The sequence below is a fragment of the Robertmurraya sp. FSL W8-0741 genome, assembly GCF_038004005.1.
Lineage (GTDB): Bacteria > Bacillota > Bacilli > Bacillales > Cytobacillaceae > Robertmurraya > Robertmurraya siralis.
The window spans coordinates 3,870,783-3,892,650 of sequence record NZ_JBBOQG010000001.1 but is presented as its reverse complement, the minus strand read 5'-3'; the positions used below and the strand labels follow the sequence as shown (position 1 = coordinate 3,892,650).

Sequence of the window (21,868 nt, the reverse complement as noted above, 5' to 3'; positions counted from 1 at the left end):
CATATAAGCAGGACCTTTTTGTATAAGTATATTTAAGTGTTCAACGTCTTACTTGGGTTTTGTTATTATTCTTTGGTTGCTAAAACTACAAAGAAAGTTGTCCATTTTTATAGGCGAATTGATTATTTGTCGAAATAATTTGTAAATTATTTATGATTACTGCATAGGATAGAGTAATCACCATTTTTCCATTTAGCATGAAACGCCCGAGATATTGTATGCATGAAAGTGGAAATGTGTGAATTTATTTTTTTGCTACTCTTCTTGAAAAAATGCCAAGTAGTTAAAGGTGAAATTATAAGAACAAAAAATAAGGAGGGGTTAGAATGACTGATGCTAATAACCATCAATTTGTGATTTCGAAGGAAGATTGGTCCCTCCACCGCAAAGGCCACGATGATCAAACACGTCATCAGGAAAAAGTCCAAGAAGCGATTCGCAATAATTTACCAGACCTGATAACTGAAGAAAATATCGTGATGTCAAATGGACGGGAAGTGGTTAAAATACCGATTCGCTCATTGGATGAATATAAAATTCGCTACAACTATGATAAGAACAAGCATGTTGGTCAAGGTGATGGGGACAGCCAAGTAGGTGATGTGGTTGCAAGAGATGGTTCAAGTGGCCAAAAAGGACCTGGGAAAGGCCAAGGTGCGGGAGATCAAGCGGGTGAAGATTACTTTGAAGCAGAAGTTTCGTTAATGGACATTGAAGAAGCCTTGTTTAAAGAGCTTGAACTTCCTAATTTGCAAAGAAAAGAGCAGGATAATATTGTTGTAGAGCATATTGAATTTAATGATATTCGCAAAACAGGGTTAATGGGGAATATTGATAAGAAAAGAACGATGATGGCTGCATTCAAACGCAATGCAATGACTGGAAAGGCGAGCTTTCATCCAATTTATCGCGAGGATTTAAAATTTAAAACCTGGAATGAGGTCGTGAAACCCGAATCAAAAGCGGTAGTCCTTGCCATGATGGATACTAGTGGTTCGATGGGGATATGGGAAAAGTATATGGCGCGCAGCTTTTTTTTCTGGATGACCCGATTTTTACGAACGAAGTACGAAACTGTGGAAATTGAATTTATTGCTCATCATACTGAAGCGAAAGTCGTCAGCGAGGAAGATTTTTTTTCTAAAGGAGAAAGTGGAGGAACGATTTGTTCATCTGCTTATAGAAAAGCACTGGAGTTAATTGAATCGAAATATAACCCAACTAGATATAACATTTATCCATTTCATTTTTCAGATGGGGATAATTTAACCTCTGATAATGCGAGATGTGTCAAACTTGTTGAACAAATCATGAAGGTATCCAATATGTTTGGATATGGAGAAGTAAATCAATACAACCGCCATTCAACCCTCATGTCTGCGTACAAAAACATCAAAAATGAAGACTTCCGTTATTATATCCTCAAGCAAAAAGCCGATGTATTCCATGCCATGCGAAGCTTCTTTAAAAAGGAGCAGGAAGATAAAATGTATGCTTAAAAGGTCAGCTCGATGCTGATCTTTTGTCAATTGTGTTTAAAATTTATCGTAAACATCTTTTCGTCAAGCAGGAATCCTGCAAATCAGTCTCGAAGTGTTAGAACTGCGTGTTAGCAATTTAATGGACAGAAGGGACTGGTATCACTGAAAGATCATGAAGCAAAAGAAATGGTGAAAAGTATTTTTGGAAAAAACGCCGAGAAATATGTGACGAGTACATCTCATGCACAAGGGGATGACCTTCCGTTAATAACGGAATGGTTGAATCCTAAAGATGATTCGGTTGTCTTGGACGTTGCAACAGGTGGAGGGCATGTGGCGAGGACATTGGCTGCGAAAGTTTCTGCAGTTTTTGCGACCGATTTGACGAAGGAAATGTTGACCAACACGGCAGCACATTTAAAAGCACAATTTAAAAATATCCATTATGTTGTCGCTGATGCAGAATCAATGCCTTTTCTAGACAATACATTTGATGCTGTCACTTGTCGAATTGCGCCCCATCATTTTCCTAACCCAAATGATTTTATTAGTGAAGTATACAGGGTGCTTAAGCCAGGAGGAAAATTTTTATTAATTGATAATATTGCTCCGGCTGACTCTGAAAAAGGGACATTTATGAATCAAGTGGAAAAATTGAGGGATGCGAGCCATGTCCGGTGCCTTTCTATTTTGGAGTGGAGAATGCTTTTTCAGGCTCATGGCCTTGATGAAGTTAGATCTGAGCAAAGAAAGAAAAAGTTTCTGTTTTCCGATTGGGTCGCGCGTACTACTGAAAATCAGCAGCAGCGGAATGATGTTGAACAATTATTGTTGAATGCACCGGAAGAGTTTAAAGAATATTTTTTAATTCAAATAAGCGCTGGGAAAGTTCAATCTCACCAAATAGATCAATGGATGGCTCTTTGTGTAAAAAGGTAAAAGGGTTCTTGTTTTAATAGAGAATGGCTATAAAGAAAAGAGCTAGCTCCTGCTCCCTTTACATGGATCAGAAGCTAGCTCTTTTCTTTTCTGTCGCGAGATCAATCTCTTTTTTCATTCCCATTTTTCTTGTTATCAGATAGTTATTTTACTTTGTTTCCATTATATCATCGCTTCTCTCCCTTATTCTATGGTCGTTATATTTTGGCTTTGTTAAATAGAATTGTTGTTAAAATGATTTTTGGCTCATTTCATGTGAAACCAAAGTTTCACATGGCTTTCAGTATATCAGAAAGAAAATGAGCCAAAAATCAACACCGACATATAACAGAATCTATATTTTAACTACTTGTAGTTTAGATGAGCATAATTGAAAATGGTTTTCTCATTTTTTTATGAATAATATTATGATTTCAAAAAAATATAAGAACATGGGCTTTTCATAAATATAAAGGGGATTTAGTCATGAACCTAACACCGAGACAAATTGTCCAGCTACACGGATTTAACAATTTAACGAAATCGTTAAGCTTTAACATGTATGACATTTGCTATACGAAGACGAGAGAGGAGAGGGAAGCTTATTTAGAATATATTGATGAGGTTTACAATGCTGAACGGTTAACGAATATTTTGTCAAATGTAGCCGATATTATTGGCGCCCATATTTTAAATGTTGCGAAGCAGGATTATATTCCGCAAGGAGCTAGCGTGACAATCCTTGTTTCAGAAGGTCCTGTTGATGAGGCAGAAACTGAAGCATTTGAAGAATCTCCGGGTCCGATTCCTGGTTCAGTCGTCGCTCAAATGGATAAAAGTCATATTACTGTTCATACATATCCTGAGTCGCATCCTGATGAGGGGATTAGCACTTTTCGTGCAGATATTGATGTTTCGACCTGCGGTGAAATATCTCCATTGAAGGCGTTAAATTATCTGATTCATTCCTTCGAAACAGATGTGATGACGATGGATTATCGGGTAAGAGGTTTTACAAGAGATATCACTGGCCATAAATTATTTATTGATCATGAAATTAATTCCATTCAAAATTATATTCCAGATGAAGTAAAGAAGCTCTATCATATGATTGATGTCAATGTGTATCAAGAAAATATTTTTCATACGAAATGTAAATTAAAAGAATTTGATCTGGCTAATTATTTGTTTCACCAATCTAAAGCAGATTTATCGGCAGAAGAAGAGGAAGAAATAACTGAAAAGCTTGTGACAGAGATGGATGAAATCTTTTATGGAAAAATTATCACTGATTAATGGATCTTAAAAACGAATTCTCATTGTAAGGTTAAATAGAAAGCTGGTTGGAAAAAGCAATATTGTCCAAGGTCTGTTCTAAATACAAGCCGAGCAGTTACCTTGAACTCAAACTTCAAGCATAAAAAGACTGCATGAGACTGTAGTCTTTTTATGTTGCGAAAAAACAGGCTTTAAGAACAATTGCAGTTGAGGATATAATAGAAATAATATCGGAATTTACTAAGGGGGATTTATGGATAAATACAAACTTAAAGAAATTTTCCAAGATCGTAAGCCTGGGATATTAGGAAGGGATAAATATTCTAACTATGCCGTATTGCTCCCCATCATTGAGCAACATAACGAGCCTCATATTTTATTTGAAGTGCGTGCTTATGAGTTGCGGAGGCAGCCCGGGGAAATCTGCTTTCCAGGGGGAAGGGTCGACCAAAGCGATGCAACAGAAAAAGAAACGGCGATTCGTGAAACTATTGAAGAGCTCGGAATTACAAAAGATTGTATTGAACATGTTTTTCCTTTAGACTTTTTAGTTAATCCATTTGGAAGCATCATATACCCGTTTGTAGGTTTAATTAAAGACAGTGCCTCGTTTTCAATCAATAAAGCAGAAGTTGCAGAGGTATTTACGGTTCCATTATCTTTTCTTCAGCAGGTAAAGCCTGATATTCATCAAATTCACTTCAAGCCAGTTCCTGATCAATCATTCCCATATGAAAAAATTGTTGGTGGAAAAAAATATAATTGGCAAGCGAAAGGGATGGAGGAGTGTTTTTATTATTTTGAAGACAAGGTTATATGGGGATTAACGGCGAGAATCCTAACTCATTTTTTGACATTAATAAGAGAGTAGCTCAGTTAAGCCACTCTCTTATTTATAATTATTTTAAATAAATATTGACTTTAATTTCTAGGTTGATATAATTCTAATAAGAGATAAAAAATAACTAAATTTTATATAGAATATTCGGTTCAAAGGAGTTGAACATGATGGTTAAGAAAATCTGTGAAACTTGTCAACAAGAAATGGTTCAGCTAAAACATTCTAGTATTTGTGCTTGTGGACGTAAATTATTAACAGTTAAGAAATAAATGAGAACCTTAGCGAGTTTGCTAAGGTTTATTTTTGATCCAAATCATCTGGATTCATTCCAACCCGCTTATTTTTGTTTAAAGCGTTAATTTGTTTTAGGTCTTCGGAAGTTAACTCAAAATCAAAGATATCCGCATTTTCAACTAACCGCCCTAGATTCGAGGATTTTGGGATCGTAATGACTTCTGTTTGAAGATCCCATCTTAAAATAATTTGGGCAGGTGTTTTCCCGTACTTTTTCCCAATTTCAATAAGAACAGGTTCATTTAATAAGATGCCACGCTTAAGGGGGGACCAGGCCTCCAATTGAATTCCTTCATTTTTACAAAAAGCATGGACCTCTCCTTGGGTCAAGTGGGGGTGATACTCGATTTGGTTGACCATTGGTTTAATATTGGCATTTTTCATTAAATGCTGGAGATGGTGAACATGAAAATTACTTACTCCAATTGCTCTCACTCGACCTTCCGTATAAAGTTTTTCAAGTGCTCTCCATGTTTCCGTGTATTTTTTTGCTACAGGCCAATGGACGAGATAAAGGTCTAAATAGGTTGTTTCAAGCCTTCTTAAACTGTTTTCAAAGGCTTCAAGTGTTTCGTCGTAGCCCTGTTCATCATTCCAGACCTTTGAAGTGACAAAAATGTCTTCCCGTGGTACCTCTGATTTTCGAATTCCTTTGCCGACTCCCTCTTCATTTTGATAGAAAGAAGCGGTATCGATATGTCTATAGCCGTAATTTAGAGCAGCAGCAACGACATCTACAATTTCAGATTCATCTGTCACCTTATAAACTCCCAAGCCAAACCAAGGCATTTCGACACCATTATGTAGGGTAACTGTGCTCTGAATGTTTTTAACCATTTTCCTTCCTCCTAAATAAGTTAGAATATATTTATTTTCTCATATTCCTCTTTTCAGTTACAATATACGGGTAACGATCTCATTCACTTTAGTTAAAAAGAATACGAGGAGGGCTTATTAATGATCCGTTTTGGTGTGATTGGAACGAATTGGATTACAGATTCATTTATAAGTGCAGCAAGTGAACATCCGGATTTTAAGCTTGTGGCTGTCTATTCAAGGACGGAAGAAAGGGCAAGGGAGTTCGCCGAAAAATATGGAGTGGAGCTTACGTTTACGAGACTTGAGGATATGGCAAATAGTGATGAACTTGATGCCGTCTATATTGCAAGTCCAAATTCCCTCCATGCGGAGCAGGCAATTGTATTGATGGAAAAAAAGAAGCATGTTCTTTGTGAAAAACCATTGGCGTCAAATGTACGCGAGGTCGAAAAGATGATCGCAACAGCCAGAAAACATAATGTGCTGTTAATGGAAGCATTAAAGACGACCTTCTTGCCGAATTTTCAAGAGGTTAAGAAGAATTTACATAAGATCGGGCCAGTAAGGCGATATGTCGCAAGCTATTGCCAATACTCTTCTCGCTATGACGCCTATAAAGAAGGAACAATCCTTAATGCATTTAAGCCAGAATTTTCAAATGGTTCTCTCGTGGATATTGGGATCTATTGTCTCTACCCTGCCGTTTATTTGTTTGGAAAGCCGAATGAAGTAAAGGCGAGTGGATTCTTACTCGAGAGTGGTGTGGATGCAGAAGGAAGCCTACTTTTACAATACGATGATAAGGATGTCGTTGTCCTTTTTTCAAAAATAACGAATTCTTATTTGCCTTCTGAAATACAAGGAGAAGAAGGAAGCATTGTACTAGATAAATTAAATCCTCCAGAGGATGTGGAAATTCGCTATCGTGATGGACGGGTAGAAGATATTGCCGTTGAGCAAACGAATCATCCAATGTATTATGAAACGAAAGAATTTATTGAGCTTCTTAAAAATAGGAAATATGAATCAAACATTAATACATTTGAGACATCACAATTGGTGATGGAAATTCTCGATGAAGCTAGAAAGCAAATGGGAGTCGTTTACCCTAGTGATTTAAAATAATATATGAAACTTTTTCCAAAGCACCCCGTAAAAGTTATTAAGAACAAATAATTTTTAGGGGTGTTTCATTATGGAAAAAGAGATTACTACAGGTAAGGACGGAAAGCCTTCTCTACTAGGAATGTTTTGGAGCCCCGGGGAGCAGCTTGAAAAAATACGTGAAAACCCTCGCATTTGGGGAGCTTTAGGAATTATCGTACTTCTTTACATTATTGGTTCGACAATTTTGGCATCGAACATCACAGCCGAAGATCTTGTTGTATCAGGGACTATTTCGTTAGCAGACGCGGAACAAATCCTCGGCTTCACAAAAACGATAACGGTTGTATCAGTATTTATAGTTGCCTTAGTAGGGATACTTATCTCAGCTGTAATTCAATTAATCATTGTTAAAATTGCTGGGAAAAATGTGACATTTAAGCAGATCTTCTCGATGAATACGTATATTGCGTTGATTGGAGCAGTAGGAATGCTTTTGAATACCCTTATTCAAATAAGCATTGGTGGAGATACTAGTATTTATGTGACAAGTTTAGGAAGTTTATTTAATAGTGATTCCACTGTTCTTGCATCATTTGAAGTATTTTCAATCTGGACTTTAATTTTGACTGCTATTGGACTGCATAAAGTAGGTCAATTGTCGAAAACTGCTTCATCGCTTATCGCCGTTATCTTCTTTGTTATTTCGTTAGGTTTTGCCCTATTTGGAGGAGTTCTTGAAGGGATAGCTGGATTATAATGAAAAAGAAAATCTGGATTGGCATAGGTGTTGCCACTTTAATCATCTTAATGGTAGGAGTAAGTGTTTATCGAACAGCTTTTGCTAAGCCGCTTGCTGTCGAGGTAATGGAAGTAAAACAAGAAAAAATTTCGTCCTCATTAATGGTGCCAGGGACTTTAGAGCTTCAGGAGGAACAGCTTGTGTTTCCTTCTCCTGAGCTTGGGCAGGTTGAAGAAATTCTCGTAGAAGTAGGGCAACAGGTTAAAAAAGGCGATGTACTGGTTAGATTTGATGATTCTCAACTCAGTTTTGAAATCGAACAGAATAAAATATCCATTGAAACCGGATACTTACGGATCAATCAATTACAAAAGCAAAAAGAACATCTTGATAGTAGGAAAAAGGAGCTCTCCGAGCAAGTCGGTAAAAAAGAAGCGGAAAAGCAATTGGCTCCTGAATATGACCAAATTGAAATGGAAATAAAACTTGCAAATTTAGAATTGAAGCAAACCCTTTTACAAAAAGAAGCTCTTGAAGAGAGAGAAAAAGATTTTGAACTTACTAGTTTGGTAGAGGGGATTGTTCTAGCAGTAAATGAGAAAACGACAGAACTTGTAACAGAAGTTCAAATGCCGCTTGTTCAAGTCGGCAGCTTACATAGTATGATCGCCACTGGTTTTTTATCGGAATATGATGTGTTAAAGGTGAGCAAGGGACAAAAGGTGATCGTAAAATCAGATGTTCTCCCAAATGAAGAATGGCAGGGAGAAGTCATAGATGTTGCAAGTGTTCCACAGAGTACAGGTCTGGGAAATCCGCTGGAGAATCAAGCAGTACAGTTTCCAATTATCGTTCAGATCGACGGAGGGATAGAACTCAAACCTGGCTTTCAACTGATTATGGAAATTGAGACAGAAGAAAAGGAAGGATTGGTCATTTCCTCTGAAGCGATTATTTATGAGAATGATAAAGCCTTTGTTTATCTCGTAAATGATGGCATTGCCCATAAACAAGAGGTTGAAATTGGTATTACTTCTGGTGAGCGAATGGAAATCGTTGAGGGTCTTAGCGATGAAGACATGATTGTATTGAACCCGTCAGATAAAGTAGGTGATGGGATGGAAGTGGCTGTCGAATGATTGAGTTAAGGGATATAAGAAAAACGTATACGGTCGGGAAGGAACAAATCGATGTTTTGAAATCAATCCGACTTACAATTGAAGAGGGAGAATTCACTGCAATTATGGGTCCATCAGGCTCTGGAAAGTCCACCTTAATGAATATTATCGGCTGTCTCGATAAGCAAACGAGTGGACAATATTTGCTTAACGGTGAAAATATCTCCGATTATGAGGATACCGCTTTGGCACGCGTTCGAAATCAATCTATCGGTTTTGTGTTTCAACAGTTTCAATTATTACCAAGATTAACTGCACTTCGTAATGTAGAACTACCCATGATCTATAATGGGATTGGGAAAAGAGAAAGGCTTGAACGAGCAGCAGAGGCTCTTCGAAAAGTCGGTCTTAGCGACAGGATGGAGCATTTACCTAATGCTTTATCAGGGGGACAAAAGCAACGTGTGGCAATTGCTCGAGCGATTGTCAATCAACCGCAAATTATTCTAGCAGATGAGCCGACAGGAGCTCTTGATACGAAGACGAGTATCTCGATCATGGAGCAATTTGTGAAATTAAATGAGGAAGGTACCACCGTTGTATTAGTAACGCATGAACCAGAAATTGCCGACTATACGAATCGTACGATCACCGTTCGTGATGGTGAAATTGTTGCCAACGACGGGAGGAGGTAGGAGCAATGAGTTTAATGGAAAATATTAAAATGGCTTTAAGCTCTTTAAAAGCTCATAAGCTCCGCTCTGTTTTAACAATGCTTGGCATTATTATCGGTGTTGGTGCGGTAATTATTGTTGTGGCTATCGGCCAAGGTGGTGAAGCGGTTCTAAAGTCGCAGATTACAGGTGCTGGAAATACAGTTGAACTGTTCTACCAGCCAAGTGAAGAAGAATTGCAGGCAAATCCAAGCGTGCTGTACGAAGCAGCTTTCACCAGTGAGGATATACGAATGCTTGAGACAATTCCAGAAGTGAAGCAGGTAGTTGCTTCAAGCTCCGAATATTCCTCAATCCGTTATCGGGAACAAACGGGGGACAGCTCGGTATTTGGAATCAATCAGGCATATATGGATTTGAATAATTTGGAGATTGAAGAGGGTCAAGGATTTTCTGAAGCAGATTTTAGGAGTGGGAGAAGGGCAGCTTTAATTAGTTACTCTTTGCAAGAGAAATTTTTCGAAGGACAAAGCCCGATCGGGGAAGTTATTCGCATCGGTAATCAGCCGGTTGAAATTATCGGTGTACTTGCAAAGCCAACAGGTCTTTTTGCCTTTGGCTCCATGGATATCTACCTTCCTTTTAATACTTGGAAAATGGTTTTCGGCAAAGATGATGTTACGCAAATGACCCTTCAAGCGACATCTGCTGATCATATTCAAGCAGTCGCCGAAAAAGCAACTTTTCAATTGAATCAGCTTCACAACACAGAGGATTCCTATATGGTCATCAATATGGAGGAAATGGCAGAAGGGATCGGGCAAATTACAAGAATTATGACGATCATCATTGGTAGTATTGCCGGAATTTCTTTATTTGTCGGCGGAATCGGCGTGATGAATATTATGCTAGTATCCGTTACTGAACGGACGAGGGAAATTGGAATACGGATGGCGCTTGGAGCAACAAGAACCCAGGTGCTTACACAGTTTTTAATTGAAGCGATTATTTTAACTTTAATTGGAGGTATGATTGGAATTCTTCTCGGCTGGGGTGTCTCGGGAATCGTTGCCTCTTTTGCAGGGTGGCCGTCGCTTATCTCATGGCAAGTGGTTGTTGGTGGCATTGTCTTCTCTATGGTTATTGGAATAATTTTTGGTTTATTGCCGGCGAACAAAGCTTCTAAGCTTGATCCGATTGAAGCGTTAAGATATGAATAAGTTCCTAGTTAACTAATTGTACTATATGCTGTTTTCGGTTTAACATTATGCTTGAAAATCCTCGTTTGTTCCACCTATTAGAAAGCTGAAAGACCGCTTTGTTCCCCGAGCATTTTGTCGGAAAAGTAAAAAATGAACCCAAATCGTTTGTTAATGATAGAAATAGAAGCTGTGTCAAAAGGTCGTTGAAACGTCTTTTTGATATCAGCTTTTTCTTCTGTATAAGTTTTTGGGTCCTTTGATTATTTTATGGTGAATAGAAGGGGGGGACTCCTTTTTTTGCTTATAAGCCATGTTCTTTACTTATTGAGGTTTCCCACTTTTTCAAATTATGAGCAACGCAAATAAAAATTGGAACGGAAGGCGGTGACTTCTGCGTGAAAAGCGGCCCAGCCTGAAGTGGAAATTAACTATGCACATAGAGGGAATTTGCCCCTAAAAGCTAAACAGCCTCATTTTATTAAGCCATGACACAATCCAAAAATTTGTCGCACAGAAGTTTAGGCTTATCCACGTTTAAAGATTTAATTGGAGGGTATGTATTGAGTAACTTTAAGCTATGGTGGTGATCATTTTGGAAAATAACACAAATTCTCAAGGAGGATTAAAGGTATACAAAATTAAAAGAGGGGATACCGTTTGTTCCATCGCCAGAGAATTGAATATCCCCATTATGTCCATCTTCATGGTTAACAAGCATCGGGATCCTAAACAGTTGACGATAGGCGATACCCTCTGTCTTCCCACACTTAAGGACCAGTGTTGAACAATAATAACTACCAAAAAATCAAATACAGGCAATTCTCCGGTAGAGCGTTTTTCCATTATAATGTAACCATTAGCAGTAAGAGAGAATTGTATTAATTCGCCCAATAATTTTTAAAGGGTCGAAAAGTTCAATTATTTCATCTCAGTAGCGTACTTAAATTGTTCGTGTCCCATACACGCTCATGAAGTCTCTGGAGTTTTCAGAGATTTTTTTGTATAGTGTTAAAGAGAATCACAATCTTGAAGTGGTTTTTTGAGATTTTTTTAAAGAGAATGATAATGGAATTTTGTCTACACAAGGTTAATATTTATTTAAAAGGTTAGCTTTGTTAAATAGAATTGTTGTTAAAATGATTTTGGGCTCATTGCATGTGAAAATAGGTCAAAAATCAACACCGACATGTAACATAGCCAAAAGCTTAAGGAGTTAAAAAATGAAGCAGAAGATAGGATTTATAGGCAGCGGTAAAATGGCACAGGCGATAATGAAAGGGATTTTGTCATCAGGCACAATTTCTGCGGAGCAAATAATGGTTAGTGCGAAAACGGAACAAACTTTAAAAACAGTAAACAATCATTTTCCGATCAAAACGACTATGAATAATAAAGAAGTTGCCTGCTGGTCTGATTTTCTTTTTCTCGCTGTAAAACCAGACATACATCGAGAGGTTATTCAAGAAATTAAAGATGACATAAAAGATGATGCAGTCATTATTACTATCGCAGCGGGAATTACGCTACAATGGTTGGAGAGCGAGTTTGACCAGCAAGTCAAAGCCGTTCGTTCCATGCCGAATACTCCTTCTTTTGTTGGCGAAGGTATGAGTGCACTTAGCGTTAATTCAAGGGTTAGCAATGAGGAGCAGGACAATGTTCTTGCGATTTTTCGTTCTTTCGGACAAGCAGAGATTATTCAAGAAGAGCTAATGGACAGTATTCCGGCAGTAAGCGGTTCTTCTCCGGCATATGTCTTTATGTTTATAGAGGCTTTAGCAGATGGGGGAGTAAAGAATGGAATTCCAAGAGAGCAAGCGTATAAATTCGCTGCACAAGCGGTGTTAGGTGCAGCAAAAATGGTCCTCGAAACAGGACTTCACCCAGGGGAGCTTAAGGATCAAGTATGTACACCGGGAGGAGCAACGATTGAAGCTGTGTCTGCTTTGGAGGAACACGGCTTTCGCGCGGCTGTTTTAAAGGCCATGGAGCAATGTACTGAGAGAATTAAGACGTTAAAAGCTTGATGCTCCGGAGAAATTATATAAGAAAAGGTGACAAAAGTGGAAAGAGTTCAAATAAATCAAGATTTATCTTTTTCGAGAATCATTCAAGGACTTTGGCGTCTTAATGAATGGCCACTTTCAGATGAGGGGCTTCTTTCATTAATTGAGAAATGTCTTGAATTAGGAATTACAACGTTTGATCATGCGGATATTTATGGTGGCTACCAAAATGAGGCTTTATTTGGTAAAGCTTTGGCGCTGAAGCCTTCCATCAGGGAAAAAATCGAGCTTGTTACGAAATGCGGCATTAAACTTGTATCAAAAGCGCGACCAGAGCATAAGATTAAGCATTATGATACGAGCAAAGAACATATCATGATGAGTGTTGAAAACTCTTTGAGAAATCTTGAAGCGGATTATCTTGATGTGCTGCTTATTCATCGTCCCGATCCATTTATTGATCCTGGTGAAGTAGCAGAGGCATTTACGCGATTAAATGAGGCAGGAAAAGTGAAACATTTCGGTGTGTCTAATTTTACACCTTCACAATTTGAAATGCTAAATAGCTATCTCCCGTTTCCGCTTGTCACAAATCAAATAGAAATATCGGTAAGCCAGTTGCAACCGTTTCAAGATGGAACAATTGACCAATGCTTGCAAAAACGTGTAGCTCCAATGGCGTGGTCACCTCTTGCAGGAGGAGCAATCTTTTCAGGTGAAGATGAAAAATCAGTCCGAATAAAGAAAGCTTTGCAAGAGGTTGGAGAAGAACTCGGTATTGCGGAAATTGATAAAATCATGCTTGCATGGCTCCTGCTTCATCCAGCAAAGATTATGCCGATAATTGGTTCTGGAAAAATGGAGCGGATTAAGGCGGCTGCAGAATCGTTGCAAATAGCTTTGACACGTCAGCAATGGTTTAAAATTTGGATTGCTTCAACAGGAAAAGATGTAGCCTAAAAAGAAATCTTTTTAGAACGAGTCTGAACGTATTTTTGTTCAGACTCGTTCTACATTTCCAATAATTTGATCAGTAATTTCTCAAATTTGTTTGCACTCATCATCTCATGTGTAATAAATTCCCCATTATAAAATAGAGCAAAGGTTGTCCATATGATTGGCGAATTTTGCGCTTCTTCTCTAGTTGAGATTCTCGTTATTTGAAAAGGGACATTTTTATTCTCTGCAATTTTCTTTAATTCTGCCAATGTGCCAACGGCAAAAGGGCACTGGGCTGTGTAATAAATAGAGATTCCTTTACTTTCTAAAGGTGCTAATGTTTGCTTTTTAAAAGTAGGCAATACAGCATCGTCATTCCATGTTAATGCGGCTAATTGAAAATATGGCTCTGCTTCATCTACTATTTTAAATCCCATATGTTCAAAGAATCGCTTATCACTTAAAAAAGGATAATTTTTCTTGCCAACAATATGTACAATCCCGTCCATTCCCCGCTTAACAGCATCCTCTTTACATTTGTTTAGCAATTGCTTCGCATTGCCGCCATTTTTGTATCTTCCTGAAACCCATAAACAATTAATGTACATATAATTAGGGGCGTGTATAGGAACCCATGCTTTTTCAGCAGGTATGTATTCAATAAATACCTTGGCTCGTTCATCTAAACGATAAAAAACTAATCCTTCGTCCATCCGTTCTGTCAGCCATCTCTTTTTTTCTATTACCGCCTGTTCATATTGCTTTGCACCTAATGCGCAGCATATATGCTCAAATTCGATATTTTCTTTGGAAATTTGCAAAAATCCCATTTCTCCTGCCTCCATATTTTAAAAGGTTTATAGATACTAGTCTTATTGCTAACATTATCGAAAAATGGAAAGGTATGCAAATGGTTTTGCAAGAAATTAAAAAGGAGGAACAAAAGTGTGCCTTTTGTTCCTTCCTCACCGAGCTGAAAAACCAGTATCAGCATTTCTTTTTTTAATTATGATATCTTCACTTTTTTAATGTGGCAAAAATGCTAACTGATAGAAAAACAGAACAGCAAATACGTAAATAACTGGATGAACTTCACGCCATTTCCCTTTGACGATTTTTAATAGAGGATAAGAGATAAATCCTAAAGCGATTCCTGTTGCGATACTGGAAGTGAGAGGCATTGCTAAGATCGTTAGAAATGCAGGAAAAGCTTCGTCAAGCTCATTCCATTTAATTTTTGCGATGGAACCCATCATTAAGCTACCTACAATGATTAAAGCTGGTGCTGTGATTGCTGATAATCCAGAAACTGCGCTTACGAGTGGTCCAAAGAATGCAGCTAAAATAAATAGTACCCCAACGGTTACGGATGTTAAGCCTGTACGGCCTCCAGCTGCGACACCGGCAGAGGATTCTATATATGCGGTTGTTGGACTTGTTCCAAACATGGATCCAACAGTTGTACCAATTGAATCTGCCAGCAATGCTTTTTTTGCTTGGGGCAATTTGTTTCCTTTCATGAGCCCGGCTTGCTGTGCGACTCCGACCATCGTCCCGGTAGTATCAAAAATTGTCACAAGTAAAAAAGAAAAGACAACCGCATAAAGGCTGTGAGAGAATACTTCGCCGAGTGCATCAATTGGATTTAAAACAATCAATCCTTCCGGTAAGCTTGGAAGAGCCATAAACCCTTGTGTGAATGAAAGTTCTCCAATGAAAAATGCAATTACTCCAGTAACAATCATCCCAAAAAACAGTGCTCCGTGAATGCGGAGAGACATTAAAATTAATGTGACAGCCAGTCCAATAAGTGTTAAATAGGCGGATGGCTCGCGTAAATTGCCCAAAGCTACCAGGTTTGTTTCATGGGCAGTAATAATTCCTGTAAGACGTAGTCCGATAAAGGCAATAAATAGTCCGATACCTGCGCTAATTCCAAATTTCAGATTTTCAGGGATTGCCTCTATAAGCATATTTCTTAAAGGAGTTAATGATAAAATGATAAAAATAATCCCTGCGATAAAAACAGCAGCAAAAGCTGTAATATAGTCAATATTTCCATGGCTGCCAACGACAGAATAGGCAAAATACGCATTCAAGCCCATACCAGGAGCAATAGCGATTGGATAGTTGGCAAATAATCCAATCCACAAGGTGCCTACGACTGCAGAAATAATCGTTGCTGTAAACACTTGATCGAATGGCACTCCTGCATCTGCTAAGATAATTGGGTTAACAACTACGATATATACCATTGTCAAAAATGTTGTCACGCCTGCTAAAAGTTCTGTTTTCACATTTGTTTGATGTTCTTTTAATTTAAACATATTGACCTCCAAATGACGAACATTATAAAAACACATTCTCTATAATATTCGTTTTAAGAATAGAATTCAAGGTTGATTTTAATATTATTTCATAAATGTTCGAAATAAATTACGTTTAATTGTGCGTTTAGTAGCGTTTATTGCCAAAAAATTCATATTTTTTGTTATGCTCCTTCCAAGTGATGGAGGGCACAGTAGAGTACTTTTGCAAAAAGTCCATTCCCTAGGTAAACGGAAGAAGCAAAGAAATAAAATTGAAGCATAAAAACAGAAAATGACCGAGTTAAAACTCGGCCAAAAAAATTTAAAAAATTAAACTGATGAACAAATAACAGAGTGCTGCAAGGGCAGCCGATATTGGTAGGGTGATGACCCACGTAATAAGCATCCTTTGCGCTGTGCCCCATTTGACTCCTTTAACCCGATGCGATGCACCTACACCAAGGATAGAGGAAGAAATAACATGGGTTGTACTAACTGGCAAATGAATATATGTCGCTCCAAAGATAATCAAGGCTCCTGTGAGATCGGCAGCAACGCCATTCACGGGGCGAATTTTCATAATTTTACCACCAACCGTTTTAATGATCTTCCAACCACCTACTGAAGTGCCCAGCCCCATTGCGAGGGCACAAGAGAACTGGACCCAGAAGGGGATTTCGTCAGTTGCCACATAGTTATTGGCGATAAGTGCCATTGTGATTATCCCCATTGCCTTTTGCGCATCGTTTGTTCCATGCGTAAATGCTTGAATGGAAGCTGTAGCAATTTGAAACAAACGGAAATTTCGATTTGTTTTTGTAAGATTATAGTTTTTAAATACGATTTTGAAGATACTGTATATGATAAATCCTAAGGCAAAAGCAATAATTGGCGACAAAATTAGCGCTTGAATAATTTTTAGAAATCCGCTGTAATTTAAGGAATGGAACCCTGCTGCTGCAATAGCTGCCCCGGCTATAGAACCAATTATCGCATGGGACGAGCTTGAGGGAATTCCGTAATACCAAGTAATCAGATTCCATGCAATAGCTGCGATGAGAGCGGATAAAATGACAACTGAACCGTTTTCTAATGTAAAAGGGTTTACGATATCTTTCGTAATTGTTTTGGCAACACCTGTAAATGACATCGCTCCAATAAAATTCATCACAGCTGCTAAAATAATTGCATGCCTTGGTTTCAATGCTTTCGTCGATACAGAAGTAGCGATCGCATTTGCTGTATCATGAAATCCATTGATGAAATCAAATGCCAGTGCCCCAATAACAATTAATACAGTAAGAATAAAAATGACATCCATCTTGTGGGCTCCTTATGCATTTTTCATAATGATTGTTTCCAAGGTGTTCGCAACCCCTTGGCAATGATCAGCAATTTCCTCTAACGTTTCATAAATTTCTTTATATTGAATAATGCGAATGGGGTCCTTTTCAACAGAAAAAAGGTGCTTTATGGATTGGCGCAGAATACCATCACATTTGGATTCGTAGTCTTTTATTTTTATTGCATGCTCCCGAATTAGAGGGAGCTTTTTGTTTGTTAACAGATCAATGGATTCATCAATTTCGTCTGAACAAGCACGAATGGCATTAACAAATTTAACCATATATTCATCAGCTTGAGTGATAGAGTACATTTCAAATAAAGCGGAACATGCCTCAATTCCATCTAGAACATCATCCATACTCATTGCCAATTGGAGAATATCCTCCCGTTCAATTGGTGTAATAAATACTTTGTTTAGTTCTTGTATGGTTTCATGTACAAATGAATCTCCTTTTGTTTCCAAAGCCTTAATTTCTTCAAAAAAGACTTTTAGATCACTGACATTGTTTAATTTGTAATCTGCAAAAAAATAAGCACCTTCTTTTAAGTTGGTTGAAATATTTTTTAACAAGATTGCAAACTGATCCTGTTTTTTAAATACCATGTAGCTATTACCTCCAAAAATATGAAATGAGCTTATATTGAAAAAATAAAGAACCCACCACGAAATTGTTGTAATTAAACATATAGTGCCAAACGAATTAATTTTATATGAAAAATCTCGAATTGGGAATAGATAAACTCGAAAAACGATTCATTTTGTCGAAAGAATTCAGTTGCCATTGTTTTTATAGTTAAACAACAGTAATAACGTGTTTATATTAATTTGTGATATATTTCACATTTTATTCAAAAATAAGTCGAAAATGATAATTAATCTAATTATATAATAAATGTAATTGGATGGAATTAATGGAAGTCGCGACAATATAGTTTCAGCCAATAAAATTTTTTGGGGGTATTTACAATGAAAAGAATGAAGCTACTCTTAACTCTTCTTCTCGCTTTGTTGTTGTTGGCTGCTTGTAATAGCAGTAACGAAGGTGATGGACCAGCAGACAATGATGCAACTGGGGGAGAAGAACCGGCAACAACAGAAGTAGATGAAGAATTAGAAGCAGCTAAAGCAAAATTCGAACCACTTGGTGAAATCCCTGTCCCAGAAGACAATGAAATGACAGAAGAGAAAATTGCATTAGGACAAATGTTATACTTTGATGAAAGACTTTCTGGGAATAATAAATTAAGCTGTGCATCATGTCACGCTCCTGGCGCAGGTTATGGCGATGGCCTTGCAACTTTCATAGGATTTGAAGGTTTCGAAGGACATCGAAATAGCCCTACCATTATCAATTCAGGTTATTATAAAGAGAACTTCTGGGATGGACGGGCAGGCGGCTTGGAAGAGCAAGCGTTAGGTCCAATTCAAGCAGAAGGTGAAATGAACCAAAATCTTGATGAATTAATTGAAGAATTAAATGCAGTTCCTGGCTATGTTGATGAATTTAATAAAGTCTTCAATGACAAAATAACAGCGGATAACATCGCCAAGGCGATCGCTACATTCGAAAGAACAATTGTTGTCAAAGACACAGCCTTTGACAAATATTTAGCTGGTGATGACGATGCTATTTCTGATGAAGCAAAAGAAGGAATGAAATTATTTGTAGGAAAAGCAAGCTGTATTTCATGCCATGCTGGCCCGCTTTTATCAGACCACAACTATCATAACCTCGGGATGGAAGGGGACGATGGAAGGTTTGCTGTAACTGGAAATGAGACGGATAAAGGCAAGTTCAGAACTTCTGGTTTACGTGGAATAGCGGATACAGCACCATATATGCATGATGGAAGCCTTGCGACACTAGAGGATGTAGTTAATTACTACAATACGGGCGGCGGTGCTCACCCTAATAAGAGTGAACTGATGAAACCATTAAACTTAACTCAAGAAGAAGTCAGCTATTTGGTTGCTTTCTTGGAGAGCATGAGTGGCGATATTCCGATGGTAGAAAAACCAGAACTACCTCAATAAATAAATTAAAAATAACCTTAGAGACCCTTATCTCTAAGGTTATTTTATTTTCTAAAAAGGGGCATTAACTGTTGGTTTAGGACGAATTTTTCAGGGGAAGAGATAATTAACACCACAAAACTACGGCAAGCAGCCGTTTTATATAAATGGGGCGTCCAGTGACGGACGCCCTTTTGATGAGCATAGTCAATTAATCCCAATCTATTGGTGAAGTGACTTGGATTTGTTCGAAGGTTAGTGGGTGTACAAATTTAAGTTCAACGGCGTGCAAATGAAGCCTCGTTTCTTTAGGGCTGTTTCCGTATAGTTTATCGCCGACAATGGGATGGCCGATATGACTGAGATGAACTCGAATTTGATGAGTACGGCCAGTATCTAGGCTACACCTGATTAATGTTGCATTTTTTTTAACATTGACAACCTCATAATGGGTAACGGCTCTCTGTCCTTTTGGAGAAACTCTCCGCTTAGTTGGATGATGTCGATCTCTCCCTATTGGAGCATCGATCGTCCCTTTTTTGTTTAATATTTTTCCACAGACAAGTGCCGAGTAGGATCGTTTGATTTGCCTTTCTTCGAGCATTTTATCAAGAAGAGCCCCGATAAAAGCATGTTTTGCAAAGAGAATCACTCCTGAAGTGTCACGGTCTAACCGATGGATATGTTTAACCTGACGGAACTCTCCTTTTGCTTGCAAATGATAGGCAATACCGTTTGCCAATGTATTTGTTTGCCCTGGCTCATTTGGATGAGTATTGATACCGGGAGGTTTTTCGGCAATTAATAAGTGCTCGTCCTCATATACAATATTTACATTCATATATTGAGGTATCAGTCCAAAATCAACATCTGAAAATAATTTAATTTGCAGACGATCCCCCATTTTTAATGGATTTGTCCAAACGGCAGGTTTACCATTAATCATCACTTCTTTATTCATTTTTAACAAATGCGTAAGTTTTTTTGGTGCTTGCCAGACCTTTGAAAATAATTGCTCACTTGTAATTCCTTGCCATTCCATCGGAGCAATTAATTCAAACCATTGCCCTTTTTTAGAAGATGCAATCATGTTGAACTCCTTTCGTATGCAATCTTAAAGACAATAAGTAAAAGAATTTTCACTGTAAAAAAGCCGCCAATTTAGCGTTTGCCTTAAACTTTGGCGATAATTACCACGCTTTTAGTTTACTTGCGTATGTTATCCTAAGCGTATATAAAAAATTGATTACATGTTTCATTAAAGGTGGGTTACAGGTGAAAGTTGTATTTGCGTCAACACCAGACCAAGAAGAAAAGATTAAAGAACTTGTAAAAACTTTTTATCAAGATGTATTTCCTCTTTATTATTCTGACAAAGAAATCGAAAAATTTGAAGATTTAAAGGTATTACATACCTCAACAAGGCATTTTGAGTATTTTGGCACATTAAAGGAAGCTTATCAAGTCATTACAAGCTTACAAACTCTTATATCCATTTTAGAATCGACCACGCTTTTAGTAAAACATAAATCCATGTTTCAAAGGAATGTCGCAATTTTGAAGGAGTACGGATTGTTTTTTCCGTTTGACTTTGAGCAGTTTTTCGAAGCTGATCTGGATAAGGAAAACGATAATGGCTCCTTTAGTGTTTATACGAAGGCTGCAAATGAATTATTAATATAAACTGCTATCATGAAAAAACGAAAACGATCTAAGATTCGTTTTCGTTTTTTTGCTAAAGTCGATATCATTTTTGATGGGACCTAAGGCTTCAGTTCGCTATTTACTGTTTTGATTAAACCATTCTTCGAAAATTTCTTTTTCCTTATAACCGACAATACGTTCTGTCTCTTCCCCATTTCGATATTGAACAATAGTTGGAGTTTCTGAAATGCCGTATTGATCCCAGCCGTTTTCAAATTCTAATAGGTTATACTGCACTAAATCAATTCCCATCTCCTCTGCGAGAGGTGCAACGACTGGGGTTGTCCGTTGACAATGTGAGCATGTGGGACTATAAAAATAAACCGTGACGTCTTCTTTATTATCCAATTTTTCTTTTAACTCTTCAGGTAGGATAAGGTTTTGATAGTTTGGATCATCCAACTGTGCGATCGTTTCCGGATGTAAAGAATCCTTTTGATATTTATTATCCTCGGACACTTTTTCCTCATTTTGCATTTTCGTTAATAGGGCTACACCAGCGAATAGAACAACAATAATGGCAAGAAAAATAATTACTTTTTTCAATTAGGAAACCTCCTTTGTTTTTTTCCAGATGAGAAGACTACAAATAAAAATAATAACAAAAGCGGTAAGCGCAAGGAATGGAATAGTAATAAATCCAAACCAGTTTATGTATGCGGCAGTACATGGAATACGACCACATGCAGGTGCTGCATCAGCTAAAAAGGAGAGCTTTTGAATACCGTAATGATACAGGGATATCATCCCTCCTATAGCTGATAATACCATCGTATATAAGGAGATTTTATAATCCTTCTTTACTGTGGCAATCCCTAAAATAACGACGAAGGGGTACATAATGATCCTTTGATACCAACACAATTCGCATGGTTCATACTGGCGAACCTCAGAAAAATACAAGCTTCCAAACATAGCAATAACAGATGCGGCCCAAGCAATAAAGATAAGTGATTCCCTTTGATCTTTTTTTTCGCTCATTACACCAATTCCTTTAAAGTTAGTCCCCATTATTTTATGCTGTTAACAGTTGTTTTTCAAATTAAACGATTAAGAGATTATGAAAATTTTTAAAACT

Annotated in this window: 21 protein-coding genes; 13 read left to right on the top strand and 8 right to left on the bottom strand. The window is 37.7% G+C overall.

The features are described from left to right. Nucleotides 1-326 precede the first annotated feature (326 nt). From yhbH to NST02_RS19005, 4 genes are all read left to right on the top strand, one after another. Nucleotides 327-1,499, top strand: coding sequence for a sporulation protein YhbH (yhbH, locus tag NST02_RS19020; RefSeq protein ID WP_095314768.1), 1,173 nt, complete (start codon nucleotides 327-329; stop codon nucleotides 1,497-1,499). Nucleotides 1,500-1,667: 168 nt separating this feature from the next. Beyond that, nucleotides 1,668-2,420, top strand: a complete 753-nt coding sequence (locus tag NST02_RS19015; protein WP_235879444.1) for a class I SAM-dependent methyltransferase — start codon at nucleotides 1,668-1,670, stop codon at nucleotides 2,418-2,420. Between the two features lie 465 nt (nucleotides 2,421-2,885). Beyond that, nucleotides 2,886-3,695: an adenosylmethionine decarboxylase gene (speD, locus tag NST02_RS19010; protein WP_095314770.1), complete on the top strand. Its 810-nt coding sequence runs from the start codon at nucleotides 2,886-2,888 to the stop codon at nucleotides 3,693-3,695. A gap of 235 nt (nucleotides 3,696-3,930) precedes the next feature. Continuing rightward, a complete protein-coding gene (locus NST02_RS19005) occupies nucleotides 3,931-4,548 on the top strand; it encodes an NUDIX hydrolase (protein WP_095314771.1) in 618 nt (205 codons plus the stop codon). A gap of 267 nt (nucleotides 4,549-4,815) precedes the next feature. Here the strand turns inward: NST02_RS19005 and NST02_RS19000 are convergent, their stop codons facing one another. Then, nucleotides 4,816-5,649 (bottom strand): aldo/keto reductase, encoded by an 834-nt coding sequence (locus NST02_RS19000; RefSeq protein WP_137743643.1) that lies wholly within the window; start codon nucleotides 5,647-5,649, stop codon nucleotides 4,816-4,818. A 120-nt stretch (nucleotides 5,650-5,769) separates the two neighbouring features. On the opposite strand from NST02_RS19000, the gene NST02_RS18995 reads away from it, so the two are divergent. From NST02_RS18995 to NST02_RS18965, 7 genes are all read left to right on the top strand, one after another. Then, nucleotides 5,770-6,756: a Gfo/Idh/MocA family protein gene (locus NST02_RS18995; protein WP_137743642.1), complete on the top strand. Its 987-nt coding sequence runs from the start codon at nucleotides 5,770-5,772 to the stop codon at nucleotides 6,754-6,756. A 70-nt stretch (nucleotides 6,757-6,826) separates the two neighbouring features. Then, nucleotides 6,827-7,495, top strand: coding sequence for a Yip1 family protein (locus NST02_RS18990; RefSeq protein ID WP_137743641.1), 669 nt, complete (start codon nucleotides 6,827-6,829; stop codon nucleotides 7,493-7,495). Then, nucleotides 7,495-8,616 (top strand): efflux RND transporter periplasmic adaptor subunit, encoded by a 1,122-nt coding sequence (locus NST02_RS18985; protein ID WP_137743640.1) that lies wholly within the window; start codon nucleotides 7,495-7,497, stop codon nucleotides 8,614-8,616. Before NST02_RS18990 ends, NST02_RS18985 begins: the two co-directional genes overlap by 1 nt. Next, nucleotides 8,613-9,290 carry an ABC transporter ATP-binding protein gene (locus NST02_RS18980; RefSeq protein WP_095314776.1) on the top strand — a complete coding sequence of 226 codons (678 nt, stop codon included), beginning with the start codon at nucleotides 8,613-8,615 and terminating at the stop codon, nucleotides 9,288-9,290. Before NST02_RS18985 ends, NST02_RS18980 begins: the two co-directional genes overlap by 4 nt. A gap of 5 nt (nucleotides 9,291-9,295) precedes the next feature. Further along, nucleotides 9,296-10,489, top strand: a complete 1,194-nt coding sequence (locus tag NST02_RS18975) for an ABC transporter permease (protein ID WP_095314777.1) — start codon at nucleotides 9,296-9,298, stop codon at nucleotides 10,487-10,489. A gap of 1,202 nt (nucleotides 10,490-11,691) precedes the next feature. Beyond that, the gene (proC, locus tag NST02_RS18970) at nucleotides 11,692-12,498 is read left to right on the top strand and encodes a pyrroline-5-carboxylate reductase (RefSeq protein WP_095314780.1); all 807 of its coding nucleotides are present in this window, start codon (nucleotides 11,692-11,694) and stop codon (nucleotides 12,496-12,498) included. Nucleotides 12,499-12,534: 36 nt separating this feature from the next. Continuing rightward, nucleotides 12,535-13,437, top strand: a complete 903-nt coding sequence (locus NST02_RS18965) for an aldo/keto reductase (RefSeq protein WP_212933944.1) — start codon at nucleotides 12,535-12,537, stop codon at nucleotides 13,435-13,437. A 50-nt stretch (nucleotides 13,438-13,487) separates the two neighbouring features. On the opposite strand, the gene NST02_RS18960 is transcribed toward NST02_RS18965, so the two are convergent. The 4 genes from NST02_RS18960 to NST02_RS18945 all read right to left on the bottom strand — a co-directional run bounded on the left by NST02_RS18960 (nucleotide 13,488) and on the right by NST02_RS18945 (nucleotide 17,676). Further along, nucleotides 13,488-14,246, bottom strand: coding sequence for an N-acetyltransferase (locus tag NST02_RS18960; RefSeq protein WP_095314782.1), 759 nt, complete (start codon nucleotides 14,244-14,246; stop codon nucleotides 13,488-13,490). A 195-nt stretch (nucleotides 14,247-14,441) separates the two neighbouring features. Continuing rightward, nucleotides 14,442-15,743 carry an NCS2 family permease gene (locus tag NST02_RS18955; protein WP_137743637.1) on the bottom strand — a complete coding sequence of 434 codons (1,302 nt, stop codon included), beginning with the start codon at nucleotides 15,741-15,743 and terminating at the stop codon, nucleotides 14,442-14,444. A 304-nt stretch (nucleotides 15,744-16,047) separates the two neighbouring features. Then, nucleotides 16,048-17,046, bottom strand: a complete 999-nt coding sequence (locus NST02_RS18950; RefSeq protein WP_095314784.1) for an inorganic phosphate transporter — start codon at nucleotides 17,044-17,046, stop codon at nucleotides 16,048-16,050. A gap of 12 nt (nucleotides 17,047-17,058) precedes the next feature. Then, nucleotides 17,059-17,676: a DUF47 domain-containing protein gene (locus tag NST02_RS18945; protein WP_095314785.1), complete on the bottom strand. Its 618-nt coding sequence runs from the start codon at nucleotides 17,674-17,676 to the stop codon at nucleotides 17,059-17,061. A gap of 363 nt (nucleotides 17,677-18,039) precedes the next feature. Between NST02_RS18945 and NST02_RS18940 the strand changes: the two genes are divergently transcribed. Continuing rightward, nucleotides 18,040-19,107 (top strand): cytochrome-c peroxidase, encoded by a 1,068-nt coding sequence (locus NST02_RS18940; RefSeq protein ID WP_340949573.1) that lies wholly within the window; start codon nucleotides 18,040-18,042, stop codon nucleotides 19,105-19,107. A 190-nt stretch (nucleotides 19,108-19,297) separates the two neighbouring features. Here NST02_RS18940 and NST02_RS18935 read toward each other — a convergent pair whose 3' ends face one another. Continuing rightward, nucleotides 19,298-20,176: an RluA family pseudouridine synthase gene (locus NST02_RS18935; protein ID WP_212933945.1), complete on the bottom strand. Its 879-nt coding sequence runs from the start codon at nucleotides 20,174-20,176 to the stop codon at nucleotides 19,298-19,300. Between the two features lie 185 nt (nucleotides 20,177-20,361). On the opposite strand from NST02_RS18935, the gene NST02_RS18930 reads away from it, so the two are divergent. Continuing rightward, nucleotides 20,362-20,769 (top strand): DUF5365 family protein, encoded by a 408-nt coding sequence (locus NST02_RS18930; RefSeq protein ID WP_095314871.1) that lies wholly within the window; start codon nucleotides 20,362-20,364, stop codon nucleotides 20,767-20,769. Nucleotides 20,770-20,865: 96 nt separating this feature from the next. On the opposite strand, the gene NST02_RS18925 is transcribed toward NST02_RS18930, so the two are convergent. Together NST02_RS18925 and NST02_RS18920 are read right to left on the bottom strand one after the other, a co-directional pair. Continuing rightward, nucleotides 20,866-21,336 carry a thioredoxin family protein gene (locus tag NST02_RS18925; RefSeq protein WP_095314870.1) on the bottom strand — a complete coding sequence of 157 codons (471 nt, stop codon included), beginning with the start codon at nucleotides 21,334-21,336 and terminating at the stop codon, nucleotides 20,866-20,868. After that, complete coding sequence (locus tag NST02_RS18920) at nucleotides 21,337-21,771, bottom strand: disulfide oxidoreductase (protein ID WP_095314869.1); 435 nt, start codon at nucleotides 21,769-21,771, stop codon at nucleotides 21,337-21,339. It lies immediately after the preceding gene. Nucleotides 21,772-21,868: the final 97 nt, after the last annotated feature.